The following is a 26,387-nucleotide window of genomic DNA, read 5'->3' on the forward strand; positions in this document are numbered from 1 at the left end:
CCCTAAAGCAATAAATAGACCCAATGAAATCATGCAAATATTAAGTAACATTGACCTAATCATATAACTTCTAAATAAATCACCTTCTTTAGTAAATAAATCATCACCAACTAAGCAATAATCTTTTTTATATACATAAATAAAAATCTAAGCTGTTGATTGTCAAACAAAGCTCTACCATTACTTTTAAACTTACAATCAGATTCTACAATCCTCTTGTAGAATAATAGCGACATTCTCATGTGCTTAAAAGAATTTGATACATTGACGATAAATAAACCACACAAAACAAAAAACAATATTACCAATATCATTTATTTTACCAAATCTATCTCATTTATTACCAAGTATAAACGGTAGTCACACCAGCTCCAAGCCCGCTCTCGGCACCTAATCTAGCGCCACGTTTTACTAGATATTGAGCAAAGTGGTCAGAGTCGTCTATTTGGATTCTCTATTAGCAAGCAGCTTGGCAATTTGGGCGGGTTCGCCGGGATATCCGTACCTAGCTAATTTATCTACTTCTGGGTCATTACACAAACTAAAGTCTTTTACCCAAGCATCAATGGTTGCAGAGCCAATTAACAATGTGAAAGGAGGACAGGGTTGGTAACCTTCTCGCCTAGCGATATTTTCTTTTTGAGATCTTTCAATATGTCGTCCTGGAAATATAAACAAAAAACTAGTAATTATTGCGACGACAAAAACTTTAGTTGATAAATGTTTGAGTGACCGAGTTTGTTTTCCTTTCCTGAGACAAACAAACTGCCATAGCATGAATATCGCTCCAGCTAGCCCAACTATCCCCCTGCGATAAACACACAATATTCAACATTGATATAGATAACAGGATAATGTTTGTTCAATTGCTGACTAAATGCCCCAAACCTATTAAACACATTATTACCAAATAACGCTTCAAAGAAAGGTATTAAGAGAATAGTGAACAATAAAAAGCCTAAGAAAGACTTTTTTGTAGTCATTGGTGTTTTCATCGATTCTCTAAAAAAAGTGTTGGGTTGAATTGTTCATACTAGTGTTCCCTTTCAGACAGCATCTTCGTGTTAATTAAGAGGTAACGAGTCCCTTTAATCAATGTTCCCAGTTTATGGTTACCCTTAAAACTAATGCAATTTTCGGCCTATGGCTTGGCGAGCAAGTTGGTTCAAGTTGTTATTTAGGGTCTCTATTAGCAAGTACCTTGGCAATTTGGGCGGGTTCGCCGGGATATCCGTATCTAGCTAATTTATCGACTTCTGGGTCGTTACATAGACTAAAGTCTTTTACCCAAGCGTCAATGGTTGCGGAGCCAATTAACAATGTGAAAGGTGGACAAGGTTGGTAACCATATTGCTCAGCAATTTTTTCAATACGGGATTTTTCTATATGTCTCCCCGGTAGTACAAACGCTACGCTAACAATAACGACTAATATGAAAACTCTAACGGAACGATGTTTTGCAGTTAATGCAAGGTTATTCTTCTTTAAGCATATATATTGCCACAGCATTAAAATAGAACACGCCAACGTACAAATAGCTCCCGCAATCAAAAAGCAGTAACTAACATCCAAATAGATTACTGGATACTGACCACTAATCTGAGTACTAAATTCACTCAACATATTCGAGTAAAATAGGGCCAGAGTGAATATGTTAAAAAGAATAAAGAAGGCTAAGCAGGCCAAAAGTGCCGTTTTAGGTGTGTGTTTTTTTATCATTTTGGAAATTAGCTTATAGGAACAATAACGCAGTTTTTCGGAAAATCATTTATTTCATCAGTTCTCTATCAGCAAGCATCTTGGCAATCTTGGCAGGCTCGTCTGGATAGCCGTATCTAGCTAACTTATCTACCTCGGGATCATGACAAAGACTAAAATCATTAACCCAAACATTTATTGAAGTCTTACCAAATAGTAAGGTGAATTCAGGACAAGATTTGTATTCACGATCTGATACTAATTTTTCTACTCGCCACTTCTCAAAAGCTTTACCAGGAAACGCTATTAATGTGCTAGCTAGCATCAATATAGTTAAAACCTTTATGCTTCTTGCGAACTTACCTACGCTTTTATTTTTTAGTTCTATAGATTTCAAGGCTGCAGCCAAGATAAAATTAGCTAAAACAAAAATACCCGCTAATATGTAACAGTAACCAACATCTATGTAAATTACTGGGTATTTCATCGACAATTGATTTGTAACTTTCGATAACAACTTTCCATCAACAATAATAAAAGTTAACATTGGTACCGAAAGAGTCGCAATGCAAATTGTTAGATAAAGTAGTCGAATTTTTTTCTTAACCGGATCCGTCATCTCTCACCATATTTACTAAAAATAGAAACCGTTTGTTTTCATACTATTCAAAGCTTTCATCTTATCAATTTTCATACCTAGATTTGTTATATCGTCCTGCGCTTTCCTTTCAGTGTATTCATTGACAGAATCAATAATCTTTTTGCTTATTTGATACTTAGTATCTAGAAAATTAAATGCTGTGTTGAACGCAAATGCAACTGTTACACCGATTGCAAAGGGTATTATTGTTACAGTCGTTAAAATAGCTGCTGCAGAAGCAAATAAGAAACCTAAGCAAGCAGACACCGCTGCTTTAGTTATATCAGCCGATATGTCAACAACCCAATTGCTAAGAAGATAGTCTTGCTTTAGCGTGAGTTCCAAAGTGTGGTGGGATACTGAAAAAACAACTGAAATTAATACGCCTCCACGAGCAGATGCTTTAAGTCCTTGCTGACCTATACCTAATGACAGCATCTTCGTGTTGGTTGAGAGGTAGCGAGTTCCTTTAATCAATGTTCTAAGTTTATGATTACCCTTAAAACTAATGTAGCTTTTGGCGCCATTTTGAGTGATTTCGTATTTACCTAAAATACTCCCACCCCGCTGCATGTCTAGCGCTAGCACTCCCATGGTTTTTACATCTAATACTTGGCCTGCGAACTGGTTCGTGAGACTAGCGGCAGTAAGAACTAACTTTTGAGCGAGCTCCGATAGGCCTAAGTCTTCCAATTTCTGACTAATCGCGGTTTGCTCAAGCCCTTGGCTTTGCTGTTTGGCTAACCATAGTGCGAAAAACTGCGGGCCATGAAGCACATAGAGGTCGACTTCTTTCATCTCTGAAGCTCTAAGTTTGCTCAAGCAAGCATCACGTTTAGCTTTATTTCGTTGGGACAAACATTGAAATTGATTTTTGGCCACTGCAATTATCTCCTATAAGTTGCAGGGCTAAATAGTAAACACCAATAATGACAAAGTAAACAATAAGGTTTGCCGAATTACATGACTTATGTTGATTGATTCCCAGTAAGAGACCTTATTAATCAACTACTCGGCCATAAATGCACCTCTGCCTTAGCTAAATGTCGCAGCCTGCCCACAGCGCTTAGTTGCCCTCGTTCATTTTTGTTTAATCATCAGCCATGTTAAAGCTTTTTCCGCCGAGTTTGGCTAGGACTAAGCTAACCCACCCTGTTAAACTCATATCATTAAATTACTTAGGTTTTTTGAGCTTTAGCCTCGGTTAACGAGAGCCATAAGGTGTTATTATGGGTTTTGTTTTTATGGTGGGTGCCTCTATTAGTTTCGCTCTAGACGCTAGCTTGTAGGAACAATCAATGCAGAGTTGCGGCGGATTATCTATTTCACCTGTTCTCTATCGGCAAGGAGCTTGGCTATTTTAGCGGGCTCACCTCTGTAGCCGTATCTAGCTAATTTGTCGACTTCTGGGTCGTTGCACAGACTAAAGTCTTTTACCCAAGCGTCAATGCTAACTGACCCCATGAGTAATGTGAAAGGAGGACAAGGTTGATAGCCATGTTGCTCAGCAATTTTTTCAATACGGGATTTTTCTAGGGATTGGCCAGGCAAGATAATTAGAATGCTAAAAATAGCCACTACCGTTAGAGTTTTGACAGATAGATGTTTAGGTCCTAAATGTAAATTCCTTTTTTTAAACAGGTGTATTGCCATAACATAAATATCGATAGTGAAAGAAATAAGATAATTCCAGCAATAGGTATCAAGTAACCACTATCAAGGTAGATGACTGGATAGTTTTGTTTTATCTGGGTAGATAAAAAAGTGAGTTCACCGGTACAAAATAGCATTAACAAACATAAGACAAATAGACTCATGAAAAACAAAAAGCCTAATAGAAATGTTCGAGTTGTATACTTTTTTTTCATTGTTATCGTGCTCTAGAAAAAACTAAATACGGAGCTTTTCATGCTGTTAATTGCTTTCATCTTCTCTATATCTTGATTTAGCTTATACATACTTTTACTAGTGGATCCTTCCACTTTTTGATTTAAAGATTATATAAGTTTTTCTTTTATTTGAAATTTATTTTCAATGCTAGTCAATAATTTCTGGATAACAAAAGCCGCAATAACTCCAGCGATTACGGGGGTAACAACAACACTAGAACCAACGGTTAAAGACCCCGCTACAACGCCTAAACAAGCAGCTACTGAGGCTTTTACCACATCAGACCCTACATCTACCACCCAATTGGTCGCCAAGTAGTCTTTTTTAAGTACTAACTCCAAAGTGTGGTGGGATACTGAAAAAACAACTGAAATTAATACACCTCCACGAGCAGATGCTTTAAGTCCTTGCTGACCTATACTTAATGACAGCATCTTCGTGTTAGTTGAGAGGTAGTGAGTCCCTCTAATCAATGTTCTAAGTTTATGATTAACCTTAAAACTAATGTAGCTTTTGGCGCCATTTTGAGTAATTTCGTATTTACCTAAAATACTCCCACCCCGCTGCATGTCTAGCGCTAGCACTCCCATGGTTTTTACATCTATTACTTGGCCCTAAATATTGAGAAAAATGGGAAGAGTCGTCTATTTGGATTCTCTATTAGCAAGCAGCTTGGCAATTTGGGCGGGTTCGCCGGGATATCCGTACCTAGCTAATTTATCTACTTCTGGGTCATTACACAAACTAAAGTCTTTTACCCAAGCGTCAATGCTAACTGAACCCATGAGTAATGTGAAAGGAGGACAGGGTTGGTAACCATGTTGTTCTGCAATTTTCTCAATACGGTTTTTTTCTATAGATTGACCAGGAAGTATGAAGAGAAAGCCGATGACAGCAACTACTGTAAAGGCTTTTGTTGAAAGGTGATTTGGGCCTAAACTCAAATCAAATCGTTTCAAACAAATATATTGCCAGAACATAAATAATCCAGCCGATAGTAAAACAACTGAAGCACCAATCATTCCAAAATACCGGGAGTCTAAGTAAACCACTTTATAATCGTTGTTGAGCTGATAACTTAAATACCCAAGTGTATTATCGCTTACTAACAGGAAGCTTGATAGTAGGCACAAAGCGAAGCAAGCTAGTGAAGTTATTATGGCCTTTAGGGGAGATAGTTTAACCACGGTACTTCCTAAAAGAGTTGGTATGTAGATTGGTTCATGCTCGATACTGCCCTCATTGTATCTATTTTCTGATTTAGCTCTTTGATTTCGTTTGTAGCCGAAATTTCTGCAGATCGATTTAAACTAGCGACTGTATTTTCTTTTAGTTTCTGCCGCTTTAGGTGTGTGTTTTTATCACTCTAGACGCTAGCTTGTAGGAACATCAATGTAGAGTTGCGGCGGATTATCTATTTCACCTGTGCTCTATCGGCAAGGAGCTTGGCTATTTTAGCAGGCTCACCTCTGTAGCCGTATCTAGCTAATTTGTCGACTTCTGGGTCGTTGCACAGACTAAAGTCTTTTACCCAAGCGTCAACCGTCAGAGAGTTCATAAGTAATGTAAAAGGTGGACAAGGTTGATAGCCATTTTTCTCTGCAATTTTTGCTAAACGGGACATTTCTATTGATTGGCCCGGAAAAATGAAAAGAAAGCCGATTATTATTGCCAGCGCAAAAGCTTTAGTTGAGTTATTTTTTAAACTGAGCGGAGCTGTACCTTTTATTGTATTTCTAAACTGCCAAAGCATGAACAAAGCTCCAGTTAGAGTTGTTATTGCTCCACCAATGTAACCAGTATATTTAGCATCTAAATAAATAACAGGAAACTTACTAATCAATTGATTTTGAGTTGCACTAACCATATCCGTCAGGAAAAGTAACCCACAACTTATAAAAAAAAGACTAATAAAAACTAAGAATCCTAGAAGCGATTTCTTGGTTGTTTGTTTCGTTGTCATTTTAGGCTGACCTAGAAAAAATTATAAGGCGAATTGTTCATATCACTAATCGCTTTCATTTGATTAATTTTTAGATTCATTTTATCTATATCTTTATCCAATGATTTTTTGGCCGATTTATTGAGTTCTTTGAGCAGCTTGGCTTTTAAATCGTAAGCGCTCGCAGTTTCAGTTAATAAGCCTTGAACAATAAATGCAGCAATAACCCCGCGGCTACGGGAAGCACAACGATACCGAATGTTGATACAGCGATAGAGCCTACTATGTAGCCAAAGACCGCAGCGACCGAAGCGATAACTATGTCTGCGGAAATATCTACCACCCAATTGGTCATCAAGTAGTCTTTTTTTAGTACTAACTCCAAAGTGTGGTGGGATACTGAAAAAACAACTGAAATTAATACGCCTCCACGAGCAGATGCTTTAAGTCCTTGCTGACCAATACCTAATGACAGCATCTTCGTGTTGGTTGAGAGGTAGCGAGTTCCTTTAATCAATGTTCTAAGTTTATGATTACCCTTAAAACTAATGTAGCTTTTGGCGCCATTTTGAGTAATTTCGTATTTACCTAAAATACTCCCGCCACGCTGCATGTCTAGCGCTAGCACTCCCATGGTTTTTACATCTAATACTTGGCCTGCGAACTGGTTCGTGAGACTAGTGGCAGTAAGAACTAACTTTTGAGCGAGCTCCGATAGGCCTAAGTCTTCCAATTTCTGACTAATCGCGGTTTGCTCAAGCCCTTGGCTTTGCTGTTTGGCTAACCATAGTGCGAAAAACTGCGGGCCATGAAGCACATAGAGGTCGACTTCTTTCATCTCTGAAGCTCTAAGTTTGCTCAAGCAAGCATCACGTTTAGCTTTATTTCGTTGGGACAAACATTGAAATTGATTTTTGGCCACTGCAATTATCTCCTATAAGTTGCAGGGCTAAATAGTAAACACCAATAATGACAAAGTAAACAATAAGGTTTGCCGAATTACATGACTTATGTTGATTTAACCCCAGTAAGAGGCTTTGTTAATCAACTACTCGGCCATAAATGCACCTCTGACTTAGCTAGATGCCGCAGCCAGCTCACAGCGCTTAGTTGCCCTCGTTCATTTTTTGCCTAATCATCAGCCATGTTAAAGCTTTGCATGTCTAGATTATGGCTAAGACTAAGTTAATCCCCCTGTTAAACTCATATCGTTAACTTACTTAGGATTTTTGAGCTTTAGCCTCGGTTAACTAGAACCAAAAGATGTTATTGTTAGTTTTGTTTTTTTAGCATATAGCGCTAGTTAATTCTAAAGAGCCTGTTATAGATATTTGTGTAAGCGAAGGCCGCTTTCCGTCGTATGAGAAATTAATTTTTGAAATGGAGATTCTATGTTTGGCATTCATAAAGTGAAGGTTGTTGATTTGTTCATCGAATCCGAGAAGAAGCAGGTAATTCCATTTACAGCTTCTTGCGCTGTATACCTTACGCAGAAGTTGATTGATTTAAAGCTGACCTATGCAACAGGAGAAAAGAAATCAGGCTTCTTTGGAGGCATGATAAATAAGGATATTAATTATAGAAACAGTGGATTGGATGATTGGGAGATCATTTCAAATCTTGATGGATCTGAATCCGCTGCCAAACTAAAAGGCCTTGGAGTTGCTTCGCTGGTTGGGTATGGGTTAGCGGGACCAGCTGGTGCCGTCGTAACAGGATTACTCTCCGCTAACAAGAAGGATATTCCAATTATGCTCGTGCATAAGCCTTCAAAACAAGCTTTCCATTGCATGGCCAAACATAACTTTGCAAAAGAAGTTCAAGAGAGTGAATGGGTAAGAGATGTTGTTGAATCACAAAAGTAAGCTAACAAACACATCAAGTCGCTGTAATAAGATGTTATGCCATCAGTATCAACTTACTGATGTCGCATAAAAAACATAAAGGAAAAGCTATGAAATGGATTCTGTTGGTAAAGCCAATAGTTGTAATTGTACTTTTGTGGGCTACAGGTAGATTCTCTCTTTGGTTACAAAATTATTCTGATCTATCAGAACTATCACTTATGACATTGCTAACGATGTCCTTCATTCTGAGCATACTTCTTCCTAATATTAACCAGCTAAAGTCTTTTTCAATCGCAAAAGGTGAAATTATTCTTCAACAAGTCACTGAAAAAGAAGAAAACGTAAAGCAGGTAGCCATAGCAACAGCTAGAGTTGCTCGTTTACTTGAAAAAGAAGCTTTAATATTGCCTTTAGATGGTACTCCAAGTGAAATCATCCCCGCAATTGAAAAATTAGAAGAACTGGTTAAGTAGTGGCATAACAAAACGTTCAAGAGCGATACGTAACGCATGGCAATTTTTGTTTGCGTTAAGTTAAGTGTTTATGGCGGATAGATAAACCAGACATATATGGGCGTCCGGTAATTGGCGGCTAATCCTAAGCCCCGAAAACCTCAGCATTAGCTAGCGTCTCAAGAGCCACAGCCCAAGTTATCAGCCCTTCCCCACGGCAATTTCTATTATTACCAAAAGCCACCTTACTTACAGGCTACCCAGCTCGGCAAATTGGCTATGCGCCGCTTCAATGGCGTTAATTCGCGCCGCGGCATCAGGGCTTTGCTCAATCAATTGGGTAATCAACAGATTTAAAATACTCATCACGCTGGTGTAGGAATCGAAGGTGGATGCACTGTGGATCACGCAGCTAATCTTCCAACTGGCGTACTTTTCTAAGGATGCTGCGGTAGGGTCGCTAATTAAGGCGATTTGAGTCTGTTTATCTTTGGCATGCTGAATAATTTTTTCAAGCAGTGGGGTGCGTCGGCGCATACCAAAAATAATCAACAGATCATCGGGGCCAATATTAAACAGCTCTTCGGAAATGGTCTGATTGGCTCCCGGATGCAAGCTCACATTGTCGCGAATAATCGACAATTGGCGATGAAAATACTCGGCCAAGAAACGGTTATTACGATAACCAATTACCAACACTCTTTTCTTCGAGCTAAGGGCTTTTATTAAGGAGCGAAAGCTGGCCACATCGATGCTCTCAAGCGAGCGTTGCAGGTTGGTTTGCTCGCGGTCCAAATGTTTAGTCACTAGGTCACTGACTTTGGCATCTTTGCTGTCTGATTTGTAAGAGCTCTGATAATTAAGCGCGCCCCAGTTTTTGGCCTCTCGCGCCTGACGCCGCGCATCGCTGAAATCTTTATAGCCTAGGCGACTAAAAAAGCGGGTGGCCGCGGCTTTAGAGGTTTTAGCCAGTTCGCACAGCTCGGAGGCTGAATAATCCGCCACATCCCCCGGAAAGGATAACAGTAAGTCGGCTAAGCGCTTTTCAGAAGGGGGCATGTTTTCGTAATGCTCTCTGATTCTGGTATCCAAGGGGTTGGAACTGTTGGGGTTATTCATCGAGGCCTCATGTTTATGGTACTTATTTTTTAATACCAAGGATAATCGAAAATAAATTAACAAAAAAGGCTTGTCTAAATGAAAACATAGTTTTAAAGTTCTTTCATATGGTAATTTTGTTTCAAACTGAGTTAATACAGTTTCAAGGACAGGCTATGGAACAAGTAAAACTGACAATTGATGCAGAGCGTTTGCAAGCCAGGCTACTCGCCTTGGGCGAAGTGGGCGCCTTAGCCGGAGGCGGCGTGTCTCGCTTAGCCCTGACCGAGGCCGATAAACAAGGGCGCGATCTCGTATTAAGTTGGATGCAACAACTGGGCTTAACCATCAGCATCGACGCCATTGGCAATGTGGTCGCCACCTTAGCTGGCCGCGAAGATCTGCCAACGGTAATGATGGGCTCACACATCGACACCGTTTCCACCGCTGGGCTATACGACGGCAATTTGGGCGTACTGGCCGGGTTAGAAGTGATTGAAACCTTGATTGAGTCGGGCATTCAGCCGCGCCATCCAGTGGCCGTGGCGTTTTTCACCAACGAAGAAGGCTCACGCTTCGCCCCCGATATGATGGGCAGCGGCGTTTATACCCAAGCGCTAGACTTAGCCACTTCCCTTGCCACCATTGGCATCGACGGTAAAAGCGTGGAGCAGGAACTCAACGCCATAGGCTATAAGGGCGATGCGCCCGTTTGTGACGTAGCCAAGCAAGTGGCCGCTTACTTCGAACTGCACGTTGAACAAGGCCCGGTATTGGACGAAGAGAATATCGACATTGGCGTAGTAGAAGGCGTGCAGGGGATCTCGTGGAGTGAATACACCGTTCATGGCACCTCTAACCATGCTGGCACCACGCCGATGAATTACCGCCAAGATGCCGGTTTAGTGGCGGCTAAGGTGATGACCTTTGTTAACCAACTTGCCTTAAGCATGGCCCCCCAGCAGCACGCCACCGTGGGCGCCTTAGAACTACAACCAAACTTGGTTAACGTTATCCCTAACTTTGCTCGCTTTACCGTGGATTTACGTAATTGCAGCGAGCAAAAGCTGCTTGAAGCGGAAGCCGAGCTAGCGGCTTACTTGGAACAACTGGCCGAGCAGCATGGTGTAAGCATTGAAAAACGCGTACTGGCTCGCTTCCAACCGGTGGACTTTAACCCTCGGCTCATCGACAGCATTGAAAACTTCGCCAAAGACTCTGGATTAAGCAGCAAACGGATGTTTTCTGGTGCTGGGCACGACGCACAAATGTTTGCTCCCTTGTGCCCCACCACCATGATCTTTGTTCCCAGCAAAGATGGCATTAGCCACAACATCAACGAATACACCAGCCCTGAACAAGTGGCTAATGGAGCCAATGTATTGCTTCAAGCCGTATTGAACATCGCAGAATATTAAAGGAATAGATAACATGGAAAGAAACGTCACCGTAGGGATTGCCCAACTCGGCCCGATTGCCCGAGAAGAAAACCGCCAGCAAGTCATCAGCCGGATGATCGCGCTACTAAATAAAGCCAAGCAACGAGACTGTGGCTTTGTGGTATTTCCTGAACTGGCCCTTACTACCTTCTTTCCGCGCTGGTATTTAGAAGACGAAAATGAATTAAATGCCTTTTACGAAAAAAGCATGCCTAGCGATGAAACCCAAGCCCTGTTTGATAAAGCCGCGGAACTCGGCATTGGCTTCTACCTTGGTTACGCCGAGCTAGCCGAAGAGAACGGCGAGACTCGCCGCTTCAATACCTCAATATTGGTGGATGACAAAGGCCAAATCGTGGGTAAGTACCGTAAGATCCACCTACCCGGCCATACCGAGCACGAACCTTGGCGCGCCTTCCAACACTTGGAGAAACGCTACTTTGAAGTGGGTAACCTTGGCTTTGGCACTTGGGACTTCATGGGCGGCAAAGTGGGCATGGCGCTATGTAACGATAGACGCTGGCCAGAAACCTACCGGGTGATGGCACTACAAGGCGCAGAAATGATCGTGCTTGGCTACAATACGCCAATGCACTACCCGCAGGCGCCCGAGCACGACCACCTGCAAGCCTTCCACAACCATGTGGTAATGCAGGCTTCGGCTTATCAAAACGGTTGTTGGGTTTTGGCCTGTGCCAAGGCCGGTAAAGAAGAAGACTGCGACCTACTAGGGCAAAGCTGCATTATTGCGCCCACTGGCGAAATTGTTGCTCAGGCGAGCACTCTGGGTGATGAGCTGATCGTAGCCGACTGTGACTTTGAAAGAACCCGCGAAATCAAAGAGAACATCTTTAATTTTAACCTTCACCGCATTCCTGAAGAATACGAAATCATTAGCCGACCCAAGAAATCCCAAGCCGGCAAATAGGCATACAAAAATACGGGCTAATTTAGCCCGTATTTTTTTAACTTGCGATACAGGGTAGCAATGCCAATGCCCAGCTCTTCGGCCACCAGCTTACGATTACCCAAGCGCTTAATGGCATCTTCAATTTTGTGTTTTTCCATCTGCTCAAGGCTCACCCCGCTCATACTCGGCGCAGCCTCCACCGCCACGCTAGGCTTAAGTTTTTCAAAGTTAGGCGGAAGAAAATCCATGCTCAGCGGCGCGCCCTCGGGCACGATGTTAATCAAATATTCCACTAAGTTACTTAGCTCACGCACGTTGCCGGGCCAAGAATAATGACTGAGGCTGTGCATCACTTCCTTGGTGACTCCGGGATTGGCCACCCCCAAGCGCTGGCAGTGTAGCGCCACAAAATAATTCACCAGCAAGGGCACGTCGCCTTCTCGCTCTTTCAGCGGCGGCAGGTGCAAGGGAATCACATTGAGTCGATAATATAAATCTTCCCTAAACTCGCCGCGCGCAATCAGCTCGGCAAAGTCGCGGTTGGTGGCAGAGATCACTCGAATATCCACCGGAATGGCTTTATTGGAGCCAATTGGGGTAACTTCCCGCGCCTCTAACACCCGCAATAACTTGGCCTGCAACTGCATCGACATATCGCCAATTTCATCGAGGAACAGGGTGCCTTCGTTGGCCGCTTGAATTAAACCCACCCGACCTTTAGTTGAAGCCCCGGTAAAGGCGCCCTTGGTATAACCAAACAGCTCGCTTTCTAACAGTTGATCGGGGATCGCCGCACAGTTAATCGCAATAAAGGGCTTCGCCGCACGGTTACTCAGCTTATGAATGGCATTGGCTATTACTTCCTTACCGGTACCACTTTGGCCATTAATCAATACACTGGATGGGCTAGAGGCGATGCGCGTCATCAAGGATTTAATGTGGCGAATACCGGTACTATCACCAATCACTTCCGAGAGTACTGCATTGGTCTCATAGGCAATCACCGGGTTATGCGGCTGAAAGAACGACATTAAAAATAATTTATGGGCATGGCTGTTATAAAACTGCCCCACCAATAGTTCTTCGCGTTCACCCAAGGAGATAATGTGCTGCTGGCCCTCGAGCTTGTTTTTGCAATTCACCAGTGGGCGAATATTAATTTTAATTTTGTTTAAGTCGCTGCTGGTGAGGTTTAAGTTACGCAGCGCCGGCTGGTTGCCATACTTCACCGAGTTATCTTGGTTCATTACCAAAACGCCCTGATCCATGTTATCGATCAGGTTGATAAACACTTCTTCTAAGCCATGCGGTTGCTTGGCCTTGTTTTGCACATTGCTTACCACCGATTGGGCAACGTGTTTAATGTAGTCAGAGAACAGGGCGCTGTTGTCTTTTATTCGCTGCTGCGCTTGCTCGTCGAAGGCCACCAAACTCACCACCCCAATGCAGCGTTCACCGGCTAGGATCGGCACCCCAAGAAAGGCGGTTTCGTCGCAGAGATCTCGGCTAGTACAGTCGGCACATAAGTCGTCAGCCTGGGTTTTAATGATGGTCTTTTCTTGCTTGGTCTCGAGTATGTAACGGAATAAGCGCGAACCCGAAGTAAGTTTTTGCCCTAGAAATTGACTATAGGGGCCAGTGCCGGCAATGCGGACTAGATTGCTATCAACCACTTCAGCGTCCACTTTAAGCACCCGCGACAACATTTGGGTAAAGCGGATAATGGTGGGCTGAATCTCCATCAGCTCAGAAACATTATTGATTTCTAACATGTCATTCCATTCAAATTACTGTAAACGGTGCTTAGCATTAGCCATCCATCCTATGCGGCGGGAAAACATTGGCGCTTGACGCAGATCAGATTAAGCTGCAAAGCCAGCCAAATTAACTAACCACTTGGTCAACTTTATACCAAGCCAAAGCCCTTATTTGCTGCGGCTTTAGCCTTATCAGCTTAATTCAATCAAGGCCTTTCTCAAAATGATAGTTGATAGGATCTGAGACTATCATTGAGCTTAAATTCTTTCCCCTAGATTAGCTCGCTAAGCCAGCATATCTGGCTTAAATTCCGCTAGTTGAAGCTGATTTTCCGAGTATTCCAAGGTCGGCATCTTGGCACAGAATTTGGATTTGTCTCCCTTAGGACGTAAAAGTATTTTAAGGAGTTATTTTGGCTAAGTTTAATATCGCCATCGAGGCCAATCGGCATTTTAACGGGGAGTTAGTCGCAGACTTTGGTTATGCTAAAGGAGCTACGGCGCAGCGTTTTCATCAGAGTTTACCGGGTTATCAAGCCACCCCGCTACAACCATTAAATGACTTGGCTAAAGTGATTGGGGTGAAACAAGTCTTGGTGAAAGATGAATCTTATCGCTTTGACCTAAACGCCTTCAAAATGCTCGGCGGGGTGTATGCGATTGCCCGCCTGCTGTGTGAAGAGTACCAGCTAGACATCGAACAATTCGACTTTGCCCAGTTCAATCAAAAGATCGACAAAAAACTCACCTTTGCCACGGCCACCGACGGCAACCATGGTCGTGGCGTGGCTTGGGCAGCCAAGCAGTTGGGGCAAAATGCGGTGGTCTACATGCCTAAGGGCGCGGCGGCCGAGCGGGTAAACAACATTCGAAACTTAGGTGCCGAGTGCATAGTTACCGACATGAACTACGACGATACAGTGCGTTTTGTGGTAGAGCGAGCCCAGCAACAAGGCTGGAAAGTGGTACAAGACACCGCTTGGGAAGGCTATACCGACATTCCCACCTGGATCATGCAAGGCTACAGCACCTTAGCCATGGAGAGCCTCGATCAAATTGAGCAACAGGGCTTAAGCCAACCCACCCACATCATTCTGCAGGCGGGAGTGGGCGCCATGGCTGGCGGCGTATTGGGCTGCTTTGCCGACAAACTCGGCGCTAATAACTTCAAAGCGATTATCGCCGAGCCAGAACTGGCCGACTGCATCTACCGCTCGGGCAAACAGGGCGATATGGTGAACGTAGGCGGCGATATGGCCACCATCATGGTGGGACTAGCCTGTGGTGAACCCAATCCCTTGGGATGGACAGTACTGAAAAACTGCGCCAGTTATTTCGTCTCCTGTGAAGACAAGGTCTCGGCCTTGGGCATGCGTGTGTTGGGCAACCCCATTGGCGACGATCCACGAGTGGTATCGGGTGAATCGGGTGCGATTGGCGCTGGCTTACTGGCCGCCGTGCACTTCTCCGATGATAAGCAACAACTGATGCAAGCCTTGGACTTAAACCAAGACTCGGTGGTGCTGGTGATCAGTACCGAAGGCGATACCGACGTGGCTAACTACCGTGACGTAGTTTGGCTAGGAAAATACGCCTAAACTGCCGACCGATAAGCGAGTTTAAGAGAACAAGGAATAGTTATGACTGAAACTAGCCACCAGCTCCTACACCAAAGCGCCGCCGGCAGTGAAGCCTCGGCTCGCTACTTGTTATTAAAAAATGGCTTGGTGGCCGATCACCATGACGCTAGCCAGCGTGATGTGCTGGTGTTCAAGGGCAAGATTGCCGCCGTGGCAGAGTCGATAGATGTTAGCGCTTTAGATTGCCTCACGCTGGATATTAGCGGGCTTTACTTGCTGCCGGGCGGCATCGATGTGCATACCCATTTTAATATTGATGTGGGCATCGCCAAAAGCTGCGATGACTTTTATAGCGGAACCCGTTCGGCAGCCTGTGGTGGCACCACCAGCATAGTGGACCACATGGGCTTTGGCCCCAAGGGCTGCAGCCTGTTTCACCAATTAGAGGTGTATCAGCAGGCGGCGCAAAACAAGGCGGTAATTGACTACAGCTTTCACGGCGTGATTCAGCACATTGATGAGGAAATTCTGCAGCAGATGCAGCCGATGGTGAATGCCGGCATCTCCAGCTTTAAACTCTACCTCACCTATGACTACAAGTTGGATGATGGCGATGCCTATCGCGCTCTGAAGCAGCTGAAAAAAGTGGGCGCTTTAACCACGGTGCATCCAGAAAACGATGCCGCCATTGCGATTAATCGGGCGCAGTTAAGTGCTGCGGGTAAAACCACCCCAGAGTACCACCCGCTTAGCCGCCCCTAGAGTGCGAAGCCGAAGCGATAGCGCGAATGATAAACCTCGCTAAGATGGCCGATGATGCGCCCTTGTACATCGTGCATCTGTCTAACGGTTTGGGTTTGGAGTATGCGCGTCTGGCGATAAATCAGCAGCAAAAGGTGTGGGTGGAAACCTGCCCGCAGTATCTACTATTAGATGACAGCTATTATCAGCGAGAAGACGGTGAAAAGTTCATTCTTAGCCCTCCGCTAAGAGCCAGCGCAGAACTGAATAAGCTATGGCAGGGGCTGAGCGACGGCAGCATCGATGTGGTGGCCACCGACCATTGCTCATTTACTTGGCGCGAACAAAAGCAGCCTCACCACAACGACTTCACCCGCTGCCCCAACGGTATTCCGGGAGTGGAACTGCGCATGCCGCTGCTGTTCTCCGAAGGCGTGATGAAAGGACGCTTAAGCCTGAGCCAGTTTGTTAGCCTCACCAGCTACCAGCCTGCCAAGCTATTTGGACTCTATCCACAAAAGGGCTGTTTAGAGCTGGGGGCAGATGCCGACTTGGTGATTTTCGATCCCCAGCAGAGCGTTAGCATCAATGATGACACCACCCATGATGCCTGTGATTACAGCCCCTATAGCGGCCTAAGTTGCCAAGGCTGGCCGGTGATGACCTTTAGCCGTGGCGCCTTAGTCAGCCTAAACGGCCAATTTACTGGCCAGGAGGGAGCTGGCCGCTTCATTGCTCGTAAACCCTTTAAGCTTTAAACGCACGGCGGTGCTGTAGGTGCAGCATCGCTTCCAATACGCTACCGGCAATGGCGCGGGCTTTATCAGACACCGTGGTAAAGTCGGCCTCTGCGCCGCGTGGGTCAATATCGCCAATTTTGAAGTCTTTGCTTACCTCAATGTCATTGTTTAGTAGCCCCCGCACCATGCCCGACAGTGGCGCATACACTGAGGTTTCGCCCACATGGGCAATCAACTCGCCCTGCTCCACCAGCGCGCCAATCTGAGTGTGACTGCGCATCTGCCCAGCGCAAGGAGCACGAATCACCCGTTGATGGCTAAAACCGGCGATATTACCGGGTACGCCGGTATTGTCTTGAGTCGAGCCCTGATAGATCACCCGCCCGAGGTGATGGCCGCGGTTGGTTTCAATCACCGCATCGCAGTCGCTACCCCCGCTAAAACCCGGCCCCAAGGCGATGGTGATGGGGGCCAAATCACGATGAAAATTGATATTCCGCTTGGCCAAAATGGCATCAATCACATAGCGCGGCTGCAAGCGAGAGACTTGCTGTAAGTCTTGATCCTGCAATACTGGAATATGGCCCTGCTCGATTAACTCTACAGCATGGCTAAGGTCGCGGGCCTTGCTGGCGCTAATGCCTTCTACCTGATGTGCGCCTTGATAAACACACTGGCCTAAAGACACGCTACAGCGAATCATGGTTGGCCGCTCAATCTCAGTCATGATGATGCTAAAACCGGCGTTATACAGCCGCAGAGCAATACCGGTGGCAATATCTCCGGCACCACGAATCACCACTAAGCCGTCATTGGATATGCTTGAGGCTCGAGAAGGGAAATAACAGGGCGTGGTATTGTTAGGCATAGCTATCCTTATACTACTTGGCTAAGAGGCGAAATAACGTTCTACTGTTGGTGAGGGTAAATCAAGTTGGCTCAACCAAACCGCGTTCAGCAAAGCCGTTTGGCTAAGTACTTGCTGAGCAAAGAGCCTTAAGCGCAGCGGATCTGAGCAACGGTCCATCTTATTAACTAACCATAACTTGTTAGCCTGCTTCGGGCTGTTTTTAAACAGACCCTGCGGATCGACTAGCAATTTACTCAGTGCTGCTTCATCCACTTCCGCACCCTCTACACAGCCGCTGATCTTAGAAAACAGTGGCCAACGATGGATCTGCTGCGGTGCTGCAGGCGAAAAAATTGCCTCTGCTCCCGTTACCCCAATCAGCAAATCACTTTGTTCACAAATGCAAGGTTCATGCCCCGCAGGGGCCTTCAAAGGCAGGTGTTTCGCGCCATCCGCTTCCACCAGATAAACATCGAATAAGCCCAGTTCGGCTAGTTGGGATAGCTCGGTAACACTAAAGCCCTGTACTTTAGGCGGCTGATTAGCTGGCATGGCCAGTCTTTGTTTATAGAGAAAATAGACGCCGCCAGGCGCGACATTCACCCTTGCCATCTGCCTTACCAAAGCCTGCGCGGGGCTAGGCTCTGCCAAGCAGATCTGGGCGTTAAATTCGTTGCCCTCGGGCAGGTAGGTTTTGGTCGTCGTAGTCACACAGACTTTAAAGCCCTGAGCTTGATAAACGGCGGCCAACCATTTGATTAGATGAGATTTACCTCCGGCCCCCACCACCGAGATAAAACGCGCAGCAGGAGCTAACATTTGAATGGCTTCAAAATCAGCAGCGGTGGTATGGTATTGATTTAATTGCAGCATAATTTGGGCAATAAGGCCGTTAACATTAACCGGAAGCATCACTTATGCAATACCCACACTCAAAAATCAATGCCGACTGCATTATTCCCGCAGCAGGCCTATCTACGCGCATGGGTGAATGGAAATTGTTATTACCCTTCAAAGACTCCAGTATCATTGAACAGAGTATTAGCAACGCCCTCGCGGTTTGCTCTAGAGTGATTGTAGTGGTGGGCCATCGCAGCGACGAGCTAACTGAACGACTGAAGGGCTATGCCAATCTAGAGATAGTGAGCAATCCCGATTATCAGCAAGGCATGTATTCATCCATTCGCCAGGGGGTAAGGCGAGTGACTAGCGATTACTTTTTTATTTGCCATGCCGACATGCCCTGCATCGCTCCGCAGATTTTTACACGCTTATGGGAGCAGCGAGGTGAGGCGACGGTATTTCCCGGTACAGAGCAGAAAAGCGGCCATCCGGTATTGCTCTCTGCTCGGCTAAAGCCTGTGATAGAGCAAGAACAGCAACACAGCCCGATGAAAGCCCTGCTGAAGCTCTACCCGATGCGTTTTCTCAACTTGGATGATCCCAATATTCATTTAGATATCGATACGCCACTGGCCTACCAACAGTTAATCGGCCAGTAAGTCGGCTCGAGGCAACTGCGATATATCATCGCTATCAGTGCTTATCACTATCAAAGTGATAGTCACTCGGCAAAATTTATCACTCTGATAGCAAACTCGGCTAGTTTGCGGAGATTTGCCGCAGTTTTAAGCCAATTTGTCAGCTATTCACTCTGGCTTAGTTATTGCTAATTATCCTTTATCAACTTCCCATCGGTGGCTGCTGAGCGTTATCACCGAGCTGAGAATTGCAGAAAAAAACATTGGTAAATGAAGGAGCTATTTATGGCCAAGGTAGGAATATTTTTTGGAACCGATACCGGCAGCACCCGCAAGGTGGCAAAACAAATTCAGCAGCACTTAGGTGATGAGCTAGCCGCTAAACCGGTCAATATTAACAAGGTAGAAGCCGACGACCTACTCGCTTACGACTACCTTATTTTAGGCACCCCCACCTTGGGTGAAGGCCAACTGCCCGGCATGGAGAGCGACTGTTCAGAAGAAAGCTGGGAAGAGTTTTTACCCAACTTTGACGACCTAGACTTAACCGGTAAGAAAGTCGCTTTATTTGGTTTAGGTGACCAAGTGAATTATCCAGACCAATTTGTCGACGGGCTCGGTGAGCTTTATGACTACGTTGCAGAATGTGGCGCCGACATGGTGGGCCATTGGCCGATTGATGGCTATGACTTTAATGAGTCAAATGCCGTTGATGATGACGAATTCTTAGGTTTGGTGATTGATAAAGACAACCAAGCCCACTTAACCGACGAGCGGGTGTCCATTTGGTTAGAGCAAATCAAAGCCGAAATGGGCCTGTAAACCTTGTTCCATCCAGCAAAGCTGTTAACTACTGAGCTTTAGCTTGTTCCCACACCGCCTACCATGTAGGCGGTACCCTTTCCTCCATAAGCTGCGCCCTTACTTATCACTATTAATAGAGCTTTTGCTTGATACCGCAATGACGCTTTTATCAGCTTATGCTAGATTAATAAGGTCTTTTTTACCCAAGGTATATGCGTGTTAAATACCGCCTTAAGCGATTTAGGCTTGGTGATATACGCCCTGTTGATTTGCCTGGTCACCTTTCAAGTGATTCTGAAACGCAGAGCCGTAGGCGTCACCCTTAGCTGGCTGTTATTGATTTTTGTTCTGCCCCTATTTGGCATTATTTGCTATCAATTGTTTGGCGAGCGCTACCTTGGACGACTTCGAGCGAAGCGCGCTCGAATTATGGAAGTCAAATATAAACAACGCATCGAGCTCTTGAGCCGCTCCCCTCATGTGGTGCAACACTCTGGTTCCGCTCAAGCAGAGCCACTCAACAACCTTACTCGCCGCTTACTTGGATTGCCCATTTTGGGTGGCAATAAACTGCAAAACTTTCAAGACTCCCTCGCCACCCTGCAACAGTTATGCGCAGATATTAAACTCGCCCAGCACACGATTTATATGGAATTTTACATTGTGCAGCCAGGGGGCTTAGTTGACCCAGTATTACAAGAATTGCAGCAAGCGAGTGAGCGTGGCGTCAAAGTCTACCTATTAGCGGACTCAGTAGGTTCGAGTCAATTTCTTAAGTCTGCGCAGTGTAAATCCTTGAAAAAACAAGGGTTAAACATAGTTGACGCATTACATGCCAACCCAGTACGAATGTTATTGCAACGTGTCGATTTAAGATTACACCGTAAAATTGTCGCCATCGATCAGCGTATCGCCTATAGCGGCTCAATGAACTTGGTAGACCCGCGTTACTTTAATCAACAGCGCGGTGTAGGCCAATGGGTCGATCTGATGCTCAGGGTTGAAGGGCCCGCAGCACTCAATCTACAAGCCATAGTGGCTTACGACATCGAGATGGAAACCGGCGATGCCGCCATCGAGCAATTAAATTTGCAGCAAGAGCAAGCCAGCTACGGGCAGCAAAAGATGCAAATAATGCCTTCGGGGCCGGGGATCTTTGGCGACCACGTTATTCAACTGCTACTGTGCTCTATTTATGCGGCGAAACGACAGATCGTACTCACTAGCCCCTACTTTGTTCCCGATGAGAGCCTACAAATTGCACTGGTTACCGCGGCTAGCCGAGGCGTAGAAGTGATCCTGATCCTGCCTGCAAAAAACGACTCTCGCTTGGTACGTTACGCCAGCCACTCCTTCTATCAACAATTGCTTGATGTGGGTGTGAACATTTTTCGTTTTAAGGGCGGCTTACTGCATACTAAAAGCCTGTTAATAGACCAACAAATCGCATTGGTGGGCACGGTTAACTTAGATATGCGCAGTTTTTGGCTCAACTTTGAAGTGACCTCAATTATTGACGACCCTGCCTACGCCGAAGACTTGTATCGGATTATTCAGGACTACTTAAAACAAAGCAGCCGTATTAATCCCATCGCTTGGCGAAAACGCCCCCTCTATCGCCGCCTCATGGAGAACATCATCCATATTTTCAGCCCGCTGTTATAGGCTAAAACTCAGCCAAGCAACACTATAAAGCCATCAAAATCCTGAAATAAAACTGAAATTTTGGTAAGGTTTTCATACCTAAAGCAATGCGCCAAAGCACAGATTTGCCATTGAAACATCAAATTTAAGTGACCACTTGCTTAAAAGGCTATCTAATTATCTTGTCAATTTTTAGCCAACTCGAGCTAGCCAAGGTTAGCCATTAGGGAATAACACAGGGTTTTCATGTGAGTCATCAGCAACCGAGCAGTATTGCCCCTCGTAAACATGCTTATTCCGCCCCCTCAGTGAAACAGCTAACGCTGTTACATCAAGGCGAAGTACTAGCGCAACGCTACCAACGTTATTTTCAGGCCAGCGTTGCCAGCACCGAGCACGACTTACGCAGCATCTTTCAACTACGCCATCGAGTGTACTGTGAAGAGTTTCAGTTTGAGCCGAGTAACGCGCTACAACTAGAGCGTGACCAATACGATAGCTACTCTCACTTTTGTCGTGTACAACATCTCAATTCGGGTTTAGATGCGGGCTGCTTAAGACTGGTTAACCCTAATAGCCAGCAAAGCCTCCCCTTATTGGATGCCTGTAGTTCCGCAATTACCGATCGTAAGCTGCACCCCGACAATTTTGCTAAAGAAGATATTTGTGAAGTATCACGAGTGGCCTTAGATGGCTTGTTTCGTCGCCGTCGCATCGACCAGCAATATGGGGCAAGACCCTCTGGAGTCGGTTTAGATCGCTTTAGTGATAAGGAGCTACGCACCTTTCCTTATATCAGTATCAGCCTCTACCTAGCCGCATCGATCATCGCTGAGCATAGCGGAATCAAGCACGCTTACGTCATGGTAGAACCCAAACTGGCCCGTAGCTTGTCATTATTTGGCATCAAAATGACCCGCATCGGACCCGATATTGATTACCATGGTATTCGTGCCGCCTACCATATTACTATCGAGCGCTTTCAAAGCTATTTACCGCTGTTATATCAGCCCTTGTTTGAGTTGATAAAACAAAACGTACAGGCCAGCATGGGACTACTAACTCAAGCGAGCACCAATCCAAATAACTACCCTGCTACCCTGCTCCCCTGCCTCTGCAGAGCTAAGTAGCCTCGCCCTTTTTTTGTGCAATAAAAAAGGCAGCCTAAGCTGCCTTAATATTACCAGTACAGGTTCCGCTTAAGCTTTAGGCGGACGCGCAGCACGTTTACGCTCATTTTCAGTTAAGTGACGCTTACGAATACGAATATTCTCTGGCGTTACCTCAACTAATTCATCGTCATCAATAAACTCAAGCGCTTGTTCTAGCGTCATCACGATGGGTGGCGTTAGCACCTGCGCTTCATCAGTACCCGAAGCACGAACGTTAGTTAGCTGCTTGCCTTTAAGACAGTTCACGGTAAGGTCGTTATCGCGACTGTGAATACCCACAACCTGACCTTCATACACTTCATCAGCATGCTTAGTGAATAAGCGGCCACGCTCTTGTAGGTTGAACAAGGCGTAAGTTAGCGCTTTACCGGTAGCGTTAGAGATCAATACGCCGTTTTGGCGCTGACCAATAGTGCCGCCTTTATGGGGACCATAGTGATCGAAAGTATGGTAAAGCAAACCAGAACCCGAAGTTAGGGTCATGAACTCGGTTTGGAAACCAATTAAGCCACGCGAAGGAATCATGAAGTCCATACGCACGCGGCCTTTGCCGTCTGGTGCCATGTCGGTTAACTCACCCTTACGTAAGCCAATTTGCTCCATGATGCTACCTTGATGCTCTTCTTCCACATCGATGGTCACCACTTCATAAGGTTCTTCTAACTTGCCATCTACGGTGCGAAGAATTACTTCAGGGCGTGATACCGCTAGCTCAAAGCCTTCACGACGCATGTTTTCAATCAGAATACCTAGGTGTAGTTCACCACGACCCGATACACGGAATTTATCAGGATCATCAGTTTCTTCTACACGTAGCGCTACGTTATGTACTAGCTCCTGTTGTAAACGCTCCAAAATATTACGTGAAGTCACGTATTTGCCTTCTTTACCGGCAAAAGGAGAAGTGTTTACTTGGAAGGTCATGGTGACGGTAGGCTCATCAACTGACAAGGCAGGCAAGGCTTCTACATTGCTTTGGTCACAAATGGTGTCAGAAATTTTCAGCTCACCTAAACCAGTAATAGCAATAATATCACCGGCATTGGCTTCAGCGACTTCGTGACGCTCTAGACCTAAGTAACCCAATACTTGGCCCACTTTACCGTTACGAGTTTTACCGTCGGCACCCACTACGGTCACTTGTTGGTTAGTTTTCACCGAACCACGTGATACACGGCCCACACCAATTACACCTACGTAAGAGTTGTAATCAAGCTGAGAGATTTGCATTTGCAGGCCTTCACCGCTTTTGGCTTCTGGTGGTGCAACGTTATCCACGATGGCTTGAAATAGTGCTTCCATGTTGTCGGTTTGTACGCCCTCTTCAGAGCTAGCCCAACCATTCAGGGCTGAAGCGTAAACCACTTGGAAGTCTAACTGCTCGTCAGTTGCACCAAGGTTATCGAATAAATCAAATACCTGATCCATTACCCAGTCAGGGCGAGCACCGGGCTTATCGATTTTGTTAATCACCAAAATCGGTTTTAGACCTTGCGCAAACGCTTTTTGAGTTACGAAACGGGTCTGTGGCATTGGGCCTTCTTGGGCGTCTACCAACAACAATACCGAATCAACCATAGACAATACGCGTTCTACCTCACCACCGAAATCAGCGTGTCCAGGAGTATCAACGATATTGATGTGGTAATCATTCCACTCAATCGCCGTATTCTTGGCCAAAATGGTAATTCCACGTTCTTTTTCAAGATCGTTTGAGTCCATCACTCGCTCTTCCGCATCTCCACGTGTTTGCAGAGTGCCCGATTGCTGCAATAGTTTGTCTACCAAGGTAGTTTTACCATGGTCAACGTGAGCAATAATGGCGATGTTTCTTAACTTATCTAGCACGGCTTTCAGCCCTTCATAAAGTGAGGTAAAAAGAAAAAGTGCGCTATTGTACATATAAACGACAAATTCTCATAGTTTTAAGTTGATCACGGTTTTTAATTCAGCCGAATAGGGTATTATATTGCCAGCTAACAACTTAATGCACCAAAACGGACAGACACAGCACCATAGTAGTGCAACGAATTGCACTATATTGATGCCTCTCGCGTCAATCATTAATAATTTCAATGATTTACGTCTTGGCATAGTTTTAGCTTGATGCAAAACAACGACGATTATTCGTAAAAATAAATACTATTAAATCGATTGAACCATCAATTTTGATGACACCGGAGGTTAAAAACATGTCTGCAGAAGTTTTAGCTTTGCTTAAAGAGCAAGAAGTTAAATTTGTTGACCTACGCTTTACCGATACTAAAGGTAAAGAACAACACGTATCTATTCCATCGCACCAAGTTGACGAAGATTTCTTCACCGACGGTAAAATGTTTGATGGTTCTTCAATTGCTGGCTGGAAAGGCATCAACGAATCAGACATGGTACTAATGCCTGACGCTGCAACTGCCGTTCTTGACCCATTCACCGAAGAAACTACCTTAAACCTTCGTTGTGACGTATTAGAGCCTGCTACTATGCAAGGTTACGACCGTGACCCACGTTCAGTAGCCAAACGTGCTGAAGAATACATGCGCGCTTCTGGTATTGCAGATACTGCTTACTTCGGTCCAGAGCCAGAATTCTTCTTGTTTGACGACGTTAAGTACAAAACTGACATGTCAGGTTCTATGTACAAAATCGATGCTGACGAAGCTTGCTGGAACTCAGACAAAGCTTTCGAAGACGGCAACACTGGTCACCGTCCAGGCGTGAAAGGCGGTTACTTCCCAGTAGCTCCTGTTGATTCTTCTCAAGACATTCGTTCTGCAATGTGTCTAGTAATGGAAGAAATGGGCCTAACTGTTGAAGCTCACCACCACGAAGTAGCGACTGCTGGTCAAAACGAAATCGCAACTAAGTTCAATACCATCATTGGTAAAGCTGACGAAACTCAAATCCTTAAGTACGTGATCCACAACGTTGCTCACGCTTACGGTAAAACAGCTACTTTCATGCCTAAGCCTGTAGTTGGCGACAACGGTAGTGGTATGCACGTTCACCAGTCTATCTGGAAAGACGGCGAAAACTTATTTGCTGGCGACCTATACGGCGGCCTATCTGAAACTGCTCTATTCTACATTGGCGGTATCATCAAACACGCTAAAGCATTGAACGCGTTCACCAACGCTTCAACTAACTCTTACAAGCGTTTGGTACCTGGCTTCGAAGCTCCAGTTATGTTGGCTTACTCTGCACGTAACCGTTCTGCTTCTATCCGTATTCCAGTAGTTCCATCTCCAAAAGCTCGTCGTATCGAAGTTCGCTTCCCTGACCCAACAGCTAACCCATACCTAGCATTCTCAGCTATGTTGATGGCTGGCCTAGATGGGATTAAGAACAAGATCCACCCTGGCGATGCAATGGATAAAGACTTGTACGACCTACCAGCTGAAGAAGCAGCAGCGATTCCACAAGTGGCAACTTCTCTAGAAGATGCATTGAAAAACTTGGACGAAGACCGTGCCTTCTTAACTGCTGGCGGCGTATTCTCTGATGACTACATCGATTCTTACATCGAATTGAAAGCTGCAGACATCGAGCGTCTAAACATGACAACTCACCCAGTTGAGTTCGAAATGTACTACAGTGTATAACTAAGTAAAACGTTACTTAGCTTGAAAAACCCGCTTTAAAGCGGGTTTTTTTATTGCATTTTCATGCAATTACGCCCACCTTTAGCAACAATCAGGAGGAAGT

The 26,387-nt window shown here is 45.1% G+C and carries 26 protein-coding genes; 12 read left to right on the top strand and 14 right to left on the bottom strand.

The window, feature by feature from the left end; genetic code table 11:
• Nucleotides 1-441 precede the first annotated feature (441 nt).
• From AR383_RS10995 to AR383_RS11035, 9 genes are all read right to left on the bottom strand, one after another.
• Nucleotides 442-777: a hypothetical protein gene (locus tag AR383_RS10995; protein ID WP_055733180.1), complete on the bottom strand. Its 336-nt coding sequence runs from the start codon at nucleotides 775-777 to the stop codon at nucleotides 442-444.
• Nucleotides 778-1,173: 396 nt separating this feature from the next.
• Complete coding sequence (locus AR383_RS11000) at nucleotides 1,174-1,719, bottom strand: hypothetical protein (protein WP_055733181.1); 546 nt, start codon at nucleotides 1,717-1,719, stop codon at nucleotides 1,174-1,176.
• Nucleotides 1,720-1,768: 49 nt separating this feature from the next.
• On the bottom strand, nucleotides 1,769-2,317 hold the full coding sequence (locus tag AR383_RS11005; RefSeq protein WP_055733182.1) for a hypothetical protein: 549 nt from the start codon (nucleotides 2,315-2,317) through the stop codon (nucleotides 1,769-1,771).
• A 15-nt stretch (nucleotides 2,318-2,332) separates the two neighbouring features.
• Nucleotides 2,333-3,220: a hypothetical protein gene (locus tag AR383_RS11010; RefSeq protein WP_055733183.1), complete on the bottom strand. Its 888-nt coding sequence runs from the start codon at nucleotides 3,218-3,220 to the stop codon at nucleotides 2,333-2,335.
• Nucleotides 3,221-3,658: 438 nt separating this feature from the next.
• Nucleotides 3,659-3,991 carry a hypothetical protein gene (locus AR383_RS21745; protein ID WP_055733184.1) on the bottom strand — a complete coding sequence of 111 codons (333 nt, stop codon included), beginning with the start codon at nucleotides 3,989-3,991 and terminating at the stop codon, nucleotides 3,659-3,661.
• 344 nt (nucleotides 3,992-4,335) lie between these two features.
• Nucleotides 4,336-4,818 carry a hypothetical protein gene (locus AR383_RS11020; RefSeq protein ID WP_055733185.1) on the bottom strand — a complete coding sequence of 161 codons (483 nt, stop codon included), beginning with the start codon at nucleotides 4,816-4,818 and terminating at the stop codon, nucleotides 4,336-4,338.
• Nucleotides 4,819-4,872: 54 nt separating this feature from the next.
• Complete coding sequence (locus AR383_RS11025) at nucleotides 4,873-5,415, bottom strand: hypothetical protein (protein ID WP_055733186.1); 543 nt, start codon at nucleotides 5,413-5,415, stop codon at nucleotides 4,873-4,875.
• Nucleotides 5,416-5,642: 227 nt separating this feature from the next.
• On the bottom strand, nucleotides 5,643-6,191 hold the full coding sequence (locus AR383_RS11030) for a hypothetical protein (protein ID WP_055733187.1): 549 nt from the start codon (nucleotides 6,189-6,191) through the stop codon (nucleotides 5,643-5,645).
• Between the two features lie 172 nt (nucleotides 6,192-6,363).
• The gene (locus tag AR383_RS11035) at nucleotides 6,364-7,032 is read right to left on the bottom strand and encodes a hypothetical protein (RefSeq protein ID WP_157051707.1); all 669 of its coding nucleotides are present in this window, start codon (nucleotides 7,030-7,032) and stop codon (nucleotides 6,364-6,366) included.
• 529 nt (nucleotides 7,033-7,561) lie between these two features.
• On the opposite strand from AR383_RS11035, the gene AR383_RS11040 reads away from it, so the two are divergent.
• Both AR383_RS11040 and AR383_RS11045 read left to right on the top strand, forming a co-directional pair.
• The gene (locus AR383_RS11040; protein ID WP_055733189.1) at nucleotides 7,562-8,035 is read left to right on the top strand and encodes a hypothetical protein; all 474 of its coding nucleotides are present in this window, start codon (nucleotides 7,562-7,564) and stop codon (nucleotides 8,033-8,035) included.
• An 89-nt stretch (nucleotides 8,036-8,124) separates the two neighbouring features.
• The gene (locus tag AR383_RS11045; protein WP_055733190.1) at nucleotides 8,125-8,490 is read left to right on the top strand and encodes a hypothetical protein; all 366 of its coding nucleotides are present in this window, start codon (nucleotides 8,125-8,127) and stop codon (nucleotides 8,488-8,490) included.
• Between the two features lie 228 nt (nucleotides 8,491-8,718).
• Here the strand turns inward: AR383_RS11045 and AR383_RS11050 are convergent, their stop codons facing one another.
• Nucleotides 8,719-9,588, bottom strand: coding sequence for a MurR/RpiR family transcriptional regulator (locus AR383_RS11050; RefSeq protein WP_157051708.1), 870 nt, complete (start codon nucleotides 9,586-9,588; stop codon nucleotides 8,719-8,721).
• Nucleotides 9,589-9,743: 155 nt separating this feature from the next.
• On the opposite strand from AR383_RS11050, the gene AR383_RS11055 reads away from it, so the two are divergent.
• Together AR383_RS11055 and AR383_RS11060 are read left to right on the top strand one after the other, a co-directional pair.
• Nucleotides 9,744-10,985: a M20 family metallo-hydrolase gene (locus AR383_RS11055; RefSeq protein ID WP_055733192.1), complete on the top strand. Its 1,242-nt coding sequence runs from the start codon at nucleotides 9,744-9,746 to the stop codon at nucleotides 10,983-10,985.
• Between the two features lie 13 nt (nucleotides 10,986-10,998).
• Nucleotides 10,999-11,934, top strand: coding sequence for an N-carbamoyl-D-amino-acid hydrolase (locus AR383_RS11060; RefSeq protein ID WP_055733193.1), 936 nt, complete (start codon nucleotides 10,999-11,001; stop codon nucleotides 11,932-11,934).
• A 17-nt stretch (nucleotides 11,935-11,951) separates the two neighbouring features.
• On the opposite strand, the gene AR383_RS11065 is transcribed toward AR383_RS11060, so the two are convergent.
• The gene (locus AR383_RS11065; RefSeq protein ID WP_055733194.1) at nucleotides 11,952-13,688 is read right to left on the bottom strand and encodes a sigma 54-interacting transcriptional regulator; all 1,737 of its coding nucleotides are present in this window, start codon (nucleotides 13,686-13,688) and stop codon (nucleotides 11,952-11,954) included.
• 398 nt (nucleotides 13,689-14,086) lie between these two features.
• Here AR383_RS11065 and dpaL point away from each other — a divergent pair, with 398 nt between their 5' ends.
• Genes dpaL through AR383_RS22535 form a run of 3 tightly spaced genes read left to right on the top strand, consistent with a single transcriptional unit; the run spans nucleotide 14,087 to nucleotide 16,752 of the window.
• Nucleotides 14,087-15,271, top strand: coding sequence for a diaminopropionate ammonia-lyase (gene dpaL, locus AR383_RS11070; RefSeq protein ID WP_055733195.1), 1,185 nt, complete (start codon nucleotides 14,087-14,089; stop codon nucleotides 15,269-15,271).
• A gap of 42 nt (nucleotides 15,272-15,313) precedes the next feature.
• The gene (locus tag AR383_RS22530; RefSeq protein WP_269465139.1) at nucleotides 15,314-16,015 is read left to right on the top strand and encodes an amidohydrolase family protein; all 702 of its coding nucleotides are present in this window, start codon (nucleotides 15,314-15,316) and stop codon (nucleotides 16,013-16,015) included.
• Between the two features lie 26 nt (nucleotides 16,016-16,041).
• Nucleotides 16,042-16,752: an amidohydrolase family protein gene (locus tag AR383_RS22535; RefSeq protein ID WP_269465140.1), complete on the top strand. Its 711-nt coding sequence runs from the start codon at nucleotides 16,042-16,044 to the stop codon at nucleotides 16,750-16,752.
• On the opposite strand, the gene yqeB is transcribed toward AR383_RS22535, so the two are convergent.
• Both yqeB and yqeC read right to left on the bottom strand, forming a co-directional pair.
• Nucleotides 16,742-17,602, bottom strand: coding sequence for a selenium-dependent molybdenum cofactor biosynthesis protein YqeB (yqeB, locus tag AR383_RS11080; RefSeq protein WP_055733196.1), 861 nt, complete (start codon nucleotides 17,600-17,602; stop codon nucleotides 16,742-16,744). The genes AR383_RS22535 and yqeB overlap by 11 nt on opposite strands.
• Before the next feature lie 21 nt (nucleotides 17,603-17,623).
• Nucleotides 17,624-18,496 (bottom strand): selenium cofactor biosynthesis protein YqeC, encoded by an 873-nt coding sequence (gene yqeC, locus AR383_RS11085; RefSeq protein WP_157051709.1) that lies wholly within the window; start codon nucleotides 18,494-18,496, stop codon nucleotides 17,624-17,626.
• Between the two features lie 5 nt (nucleotides 18,497-18,501).
• On the opposite strand from yqeC, the gene AR383_RS11090 reads away from it, so the two are divergent.
• The 4 genes from AR383_RS11090 to AR383_RS11105 all read left to right on the top strand — a co-directional run bounded on the left by AR383_RS11090 (nucleotide 18,502) and on the right by AR383_RS11105 (nucleotide 22,643).
• A complete protein-coding gene (locus AR383_RS11090) occupies nucleotides 18,502-19,086 on the top strand; it encodes an NTP transferase domain-containing protein (protein ID WP_055733198.1) in 585 nt (194 codons plus the stop codon).
• Between the two features lie 264 nt (nucleotides 19,087-19,350).
• Nucleotides 19,351-19,887: a flavodoxin gene (locus AR383_RS11095; RefSeq protein ID WP_055733199.1), complete on the top strand. Its 537-nt coding sequence runs from the start codon at nucleotides 19,351-19,353 to the stop codon at nucleotides 19,885-19,887.
• 198 nt (nucleotides 19,888-20,085) lie between these two features.
• Nucleotides 20,086-21,534: a cardiolipin synthase gene (gene cls, locus AR383_RS11100; protein ID WP_055733200.1), complete on the top strand. Its 1,449-nt coding sequence runs from the start codon at nucleotides 20,086-20,088 to the stop codon at nucleotides 21,532-21,534.
• 227 nt (nucleotides 21,535-21,761) lie between these two features.
• Nucleotides 21,762-22,643 carry a PEP-CTERM/exosortase system-associated acyltransferase gene (locus AR383_RS11105; protein ID WP_055733201.1) on the top strand — a complete coding sequence of 294 codons (882 nt, stop codon included), beginning with the start codon at nucleotides 21,762-21,764 and terminating at the stop codon, nucleotides 22,641-22,643.
• A 69-nt stretch (nucleotides 22,644-22,712) separates the two neighbouring features.
• On the opposite strand, the gene typA is transcribed toward AR383_RS11105, so the two are convergent.
• Nucleotides 22,713-24,533: a translational GTPase TypA gene (gene typA / locus AR383_RS11110; RefSeq protein WP_198150140.1), complete on the bottom strand. Its 1,821-nt coding sequence runs from the start codon at nucleotides 24,531-24,533 to the stop codon at nucleotides 22,713-22,715.
• Between the two features lie 344 nt (nucleotides 24,534-24,877).
• Between typA and glnA the strand changes: the two genes are divergently transcribed.
• The gene (glnA, locus tag AR383_RS11115; RefSeq protein WP_055733203.1) at nucleotides 24,878-26,284 is read left to right on the top strand and encodes a glutamate--ammonia ligase; all 1,407 of its coding nucleotides are present in this window, start codon (nucleotides 24,878-24,880) and stop codon (nucleotides 26,282-26,284) included.
• The last annotated feature ends 103 nt before the right edge of the window (nucleotides 26,285-26,387 follow it).

Origin of the sequence: Agarivorans gilvus, from assembly GCF_001420915.1 — a bacterium.
Lineage (GTDB): Bacteria > Pseudomonadota > Gammaproteobacteria > Enterobacterales > Celerinatantimonadaceae > Agarivorans > Agarivorans gilvus.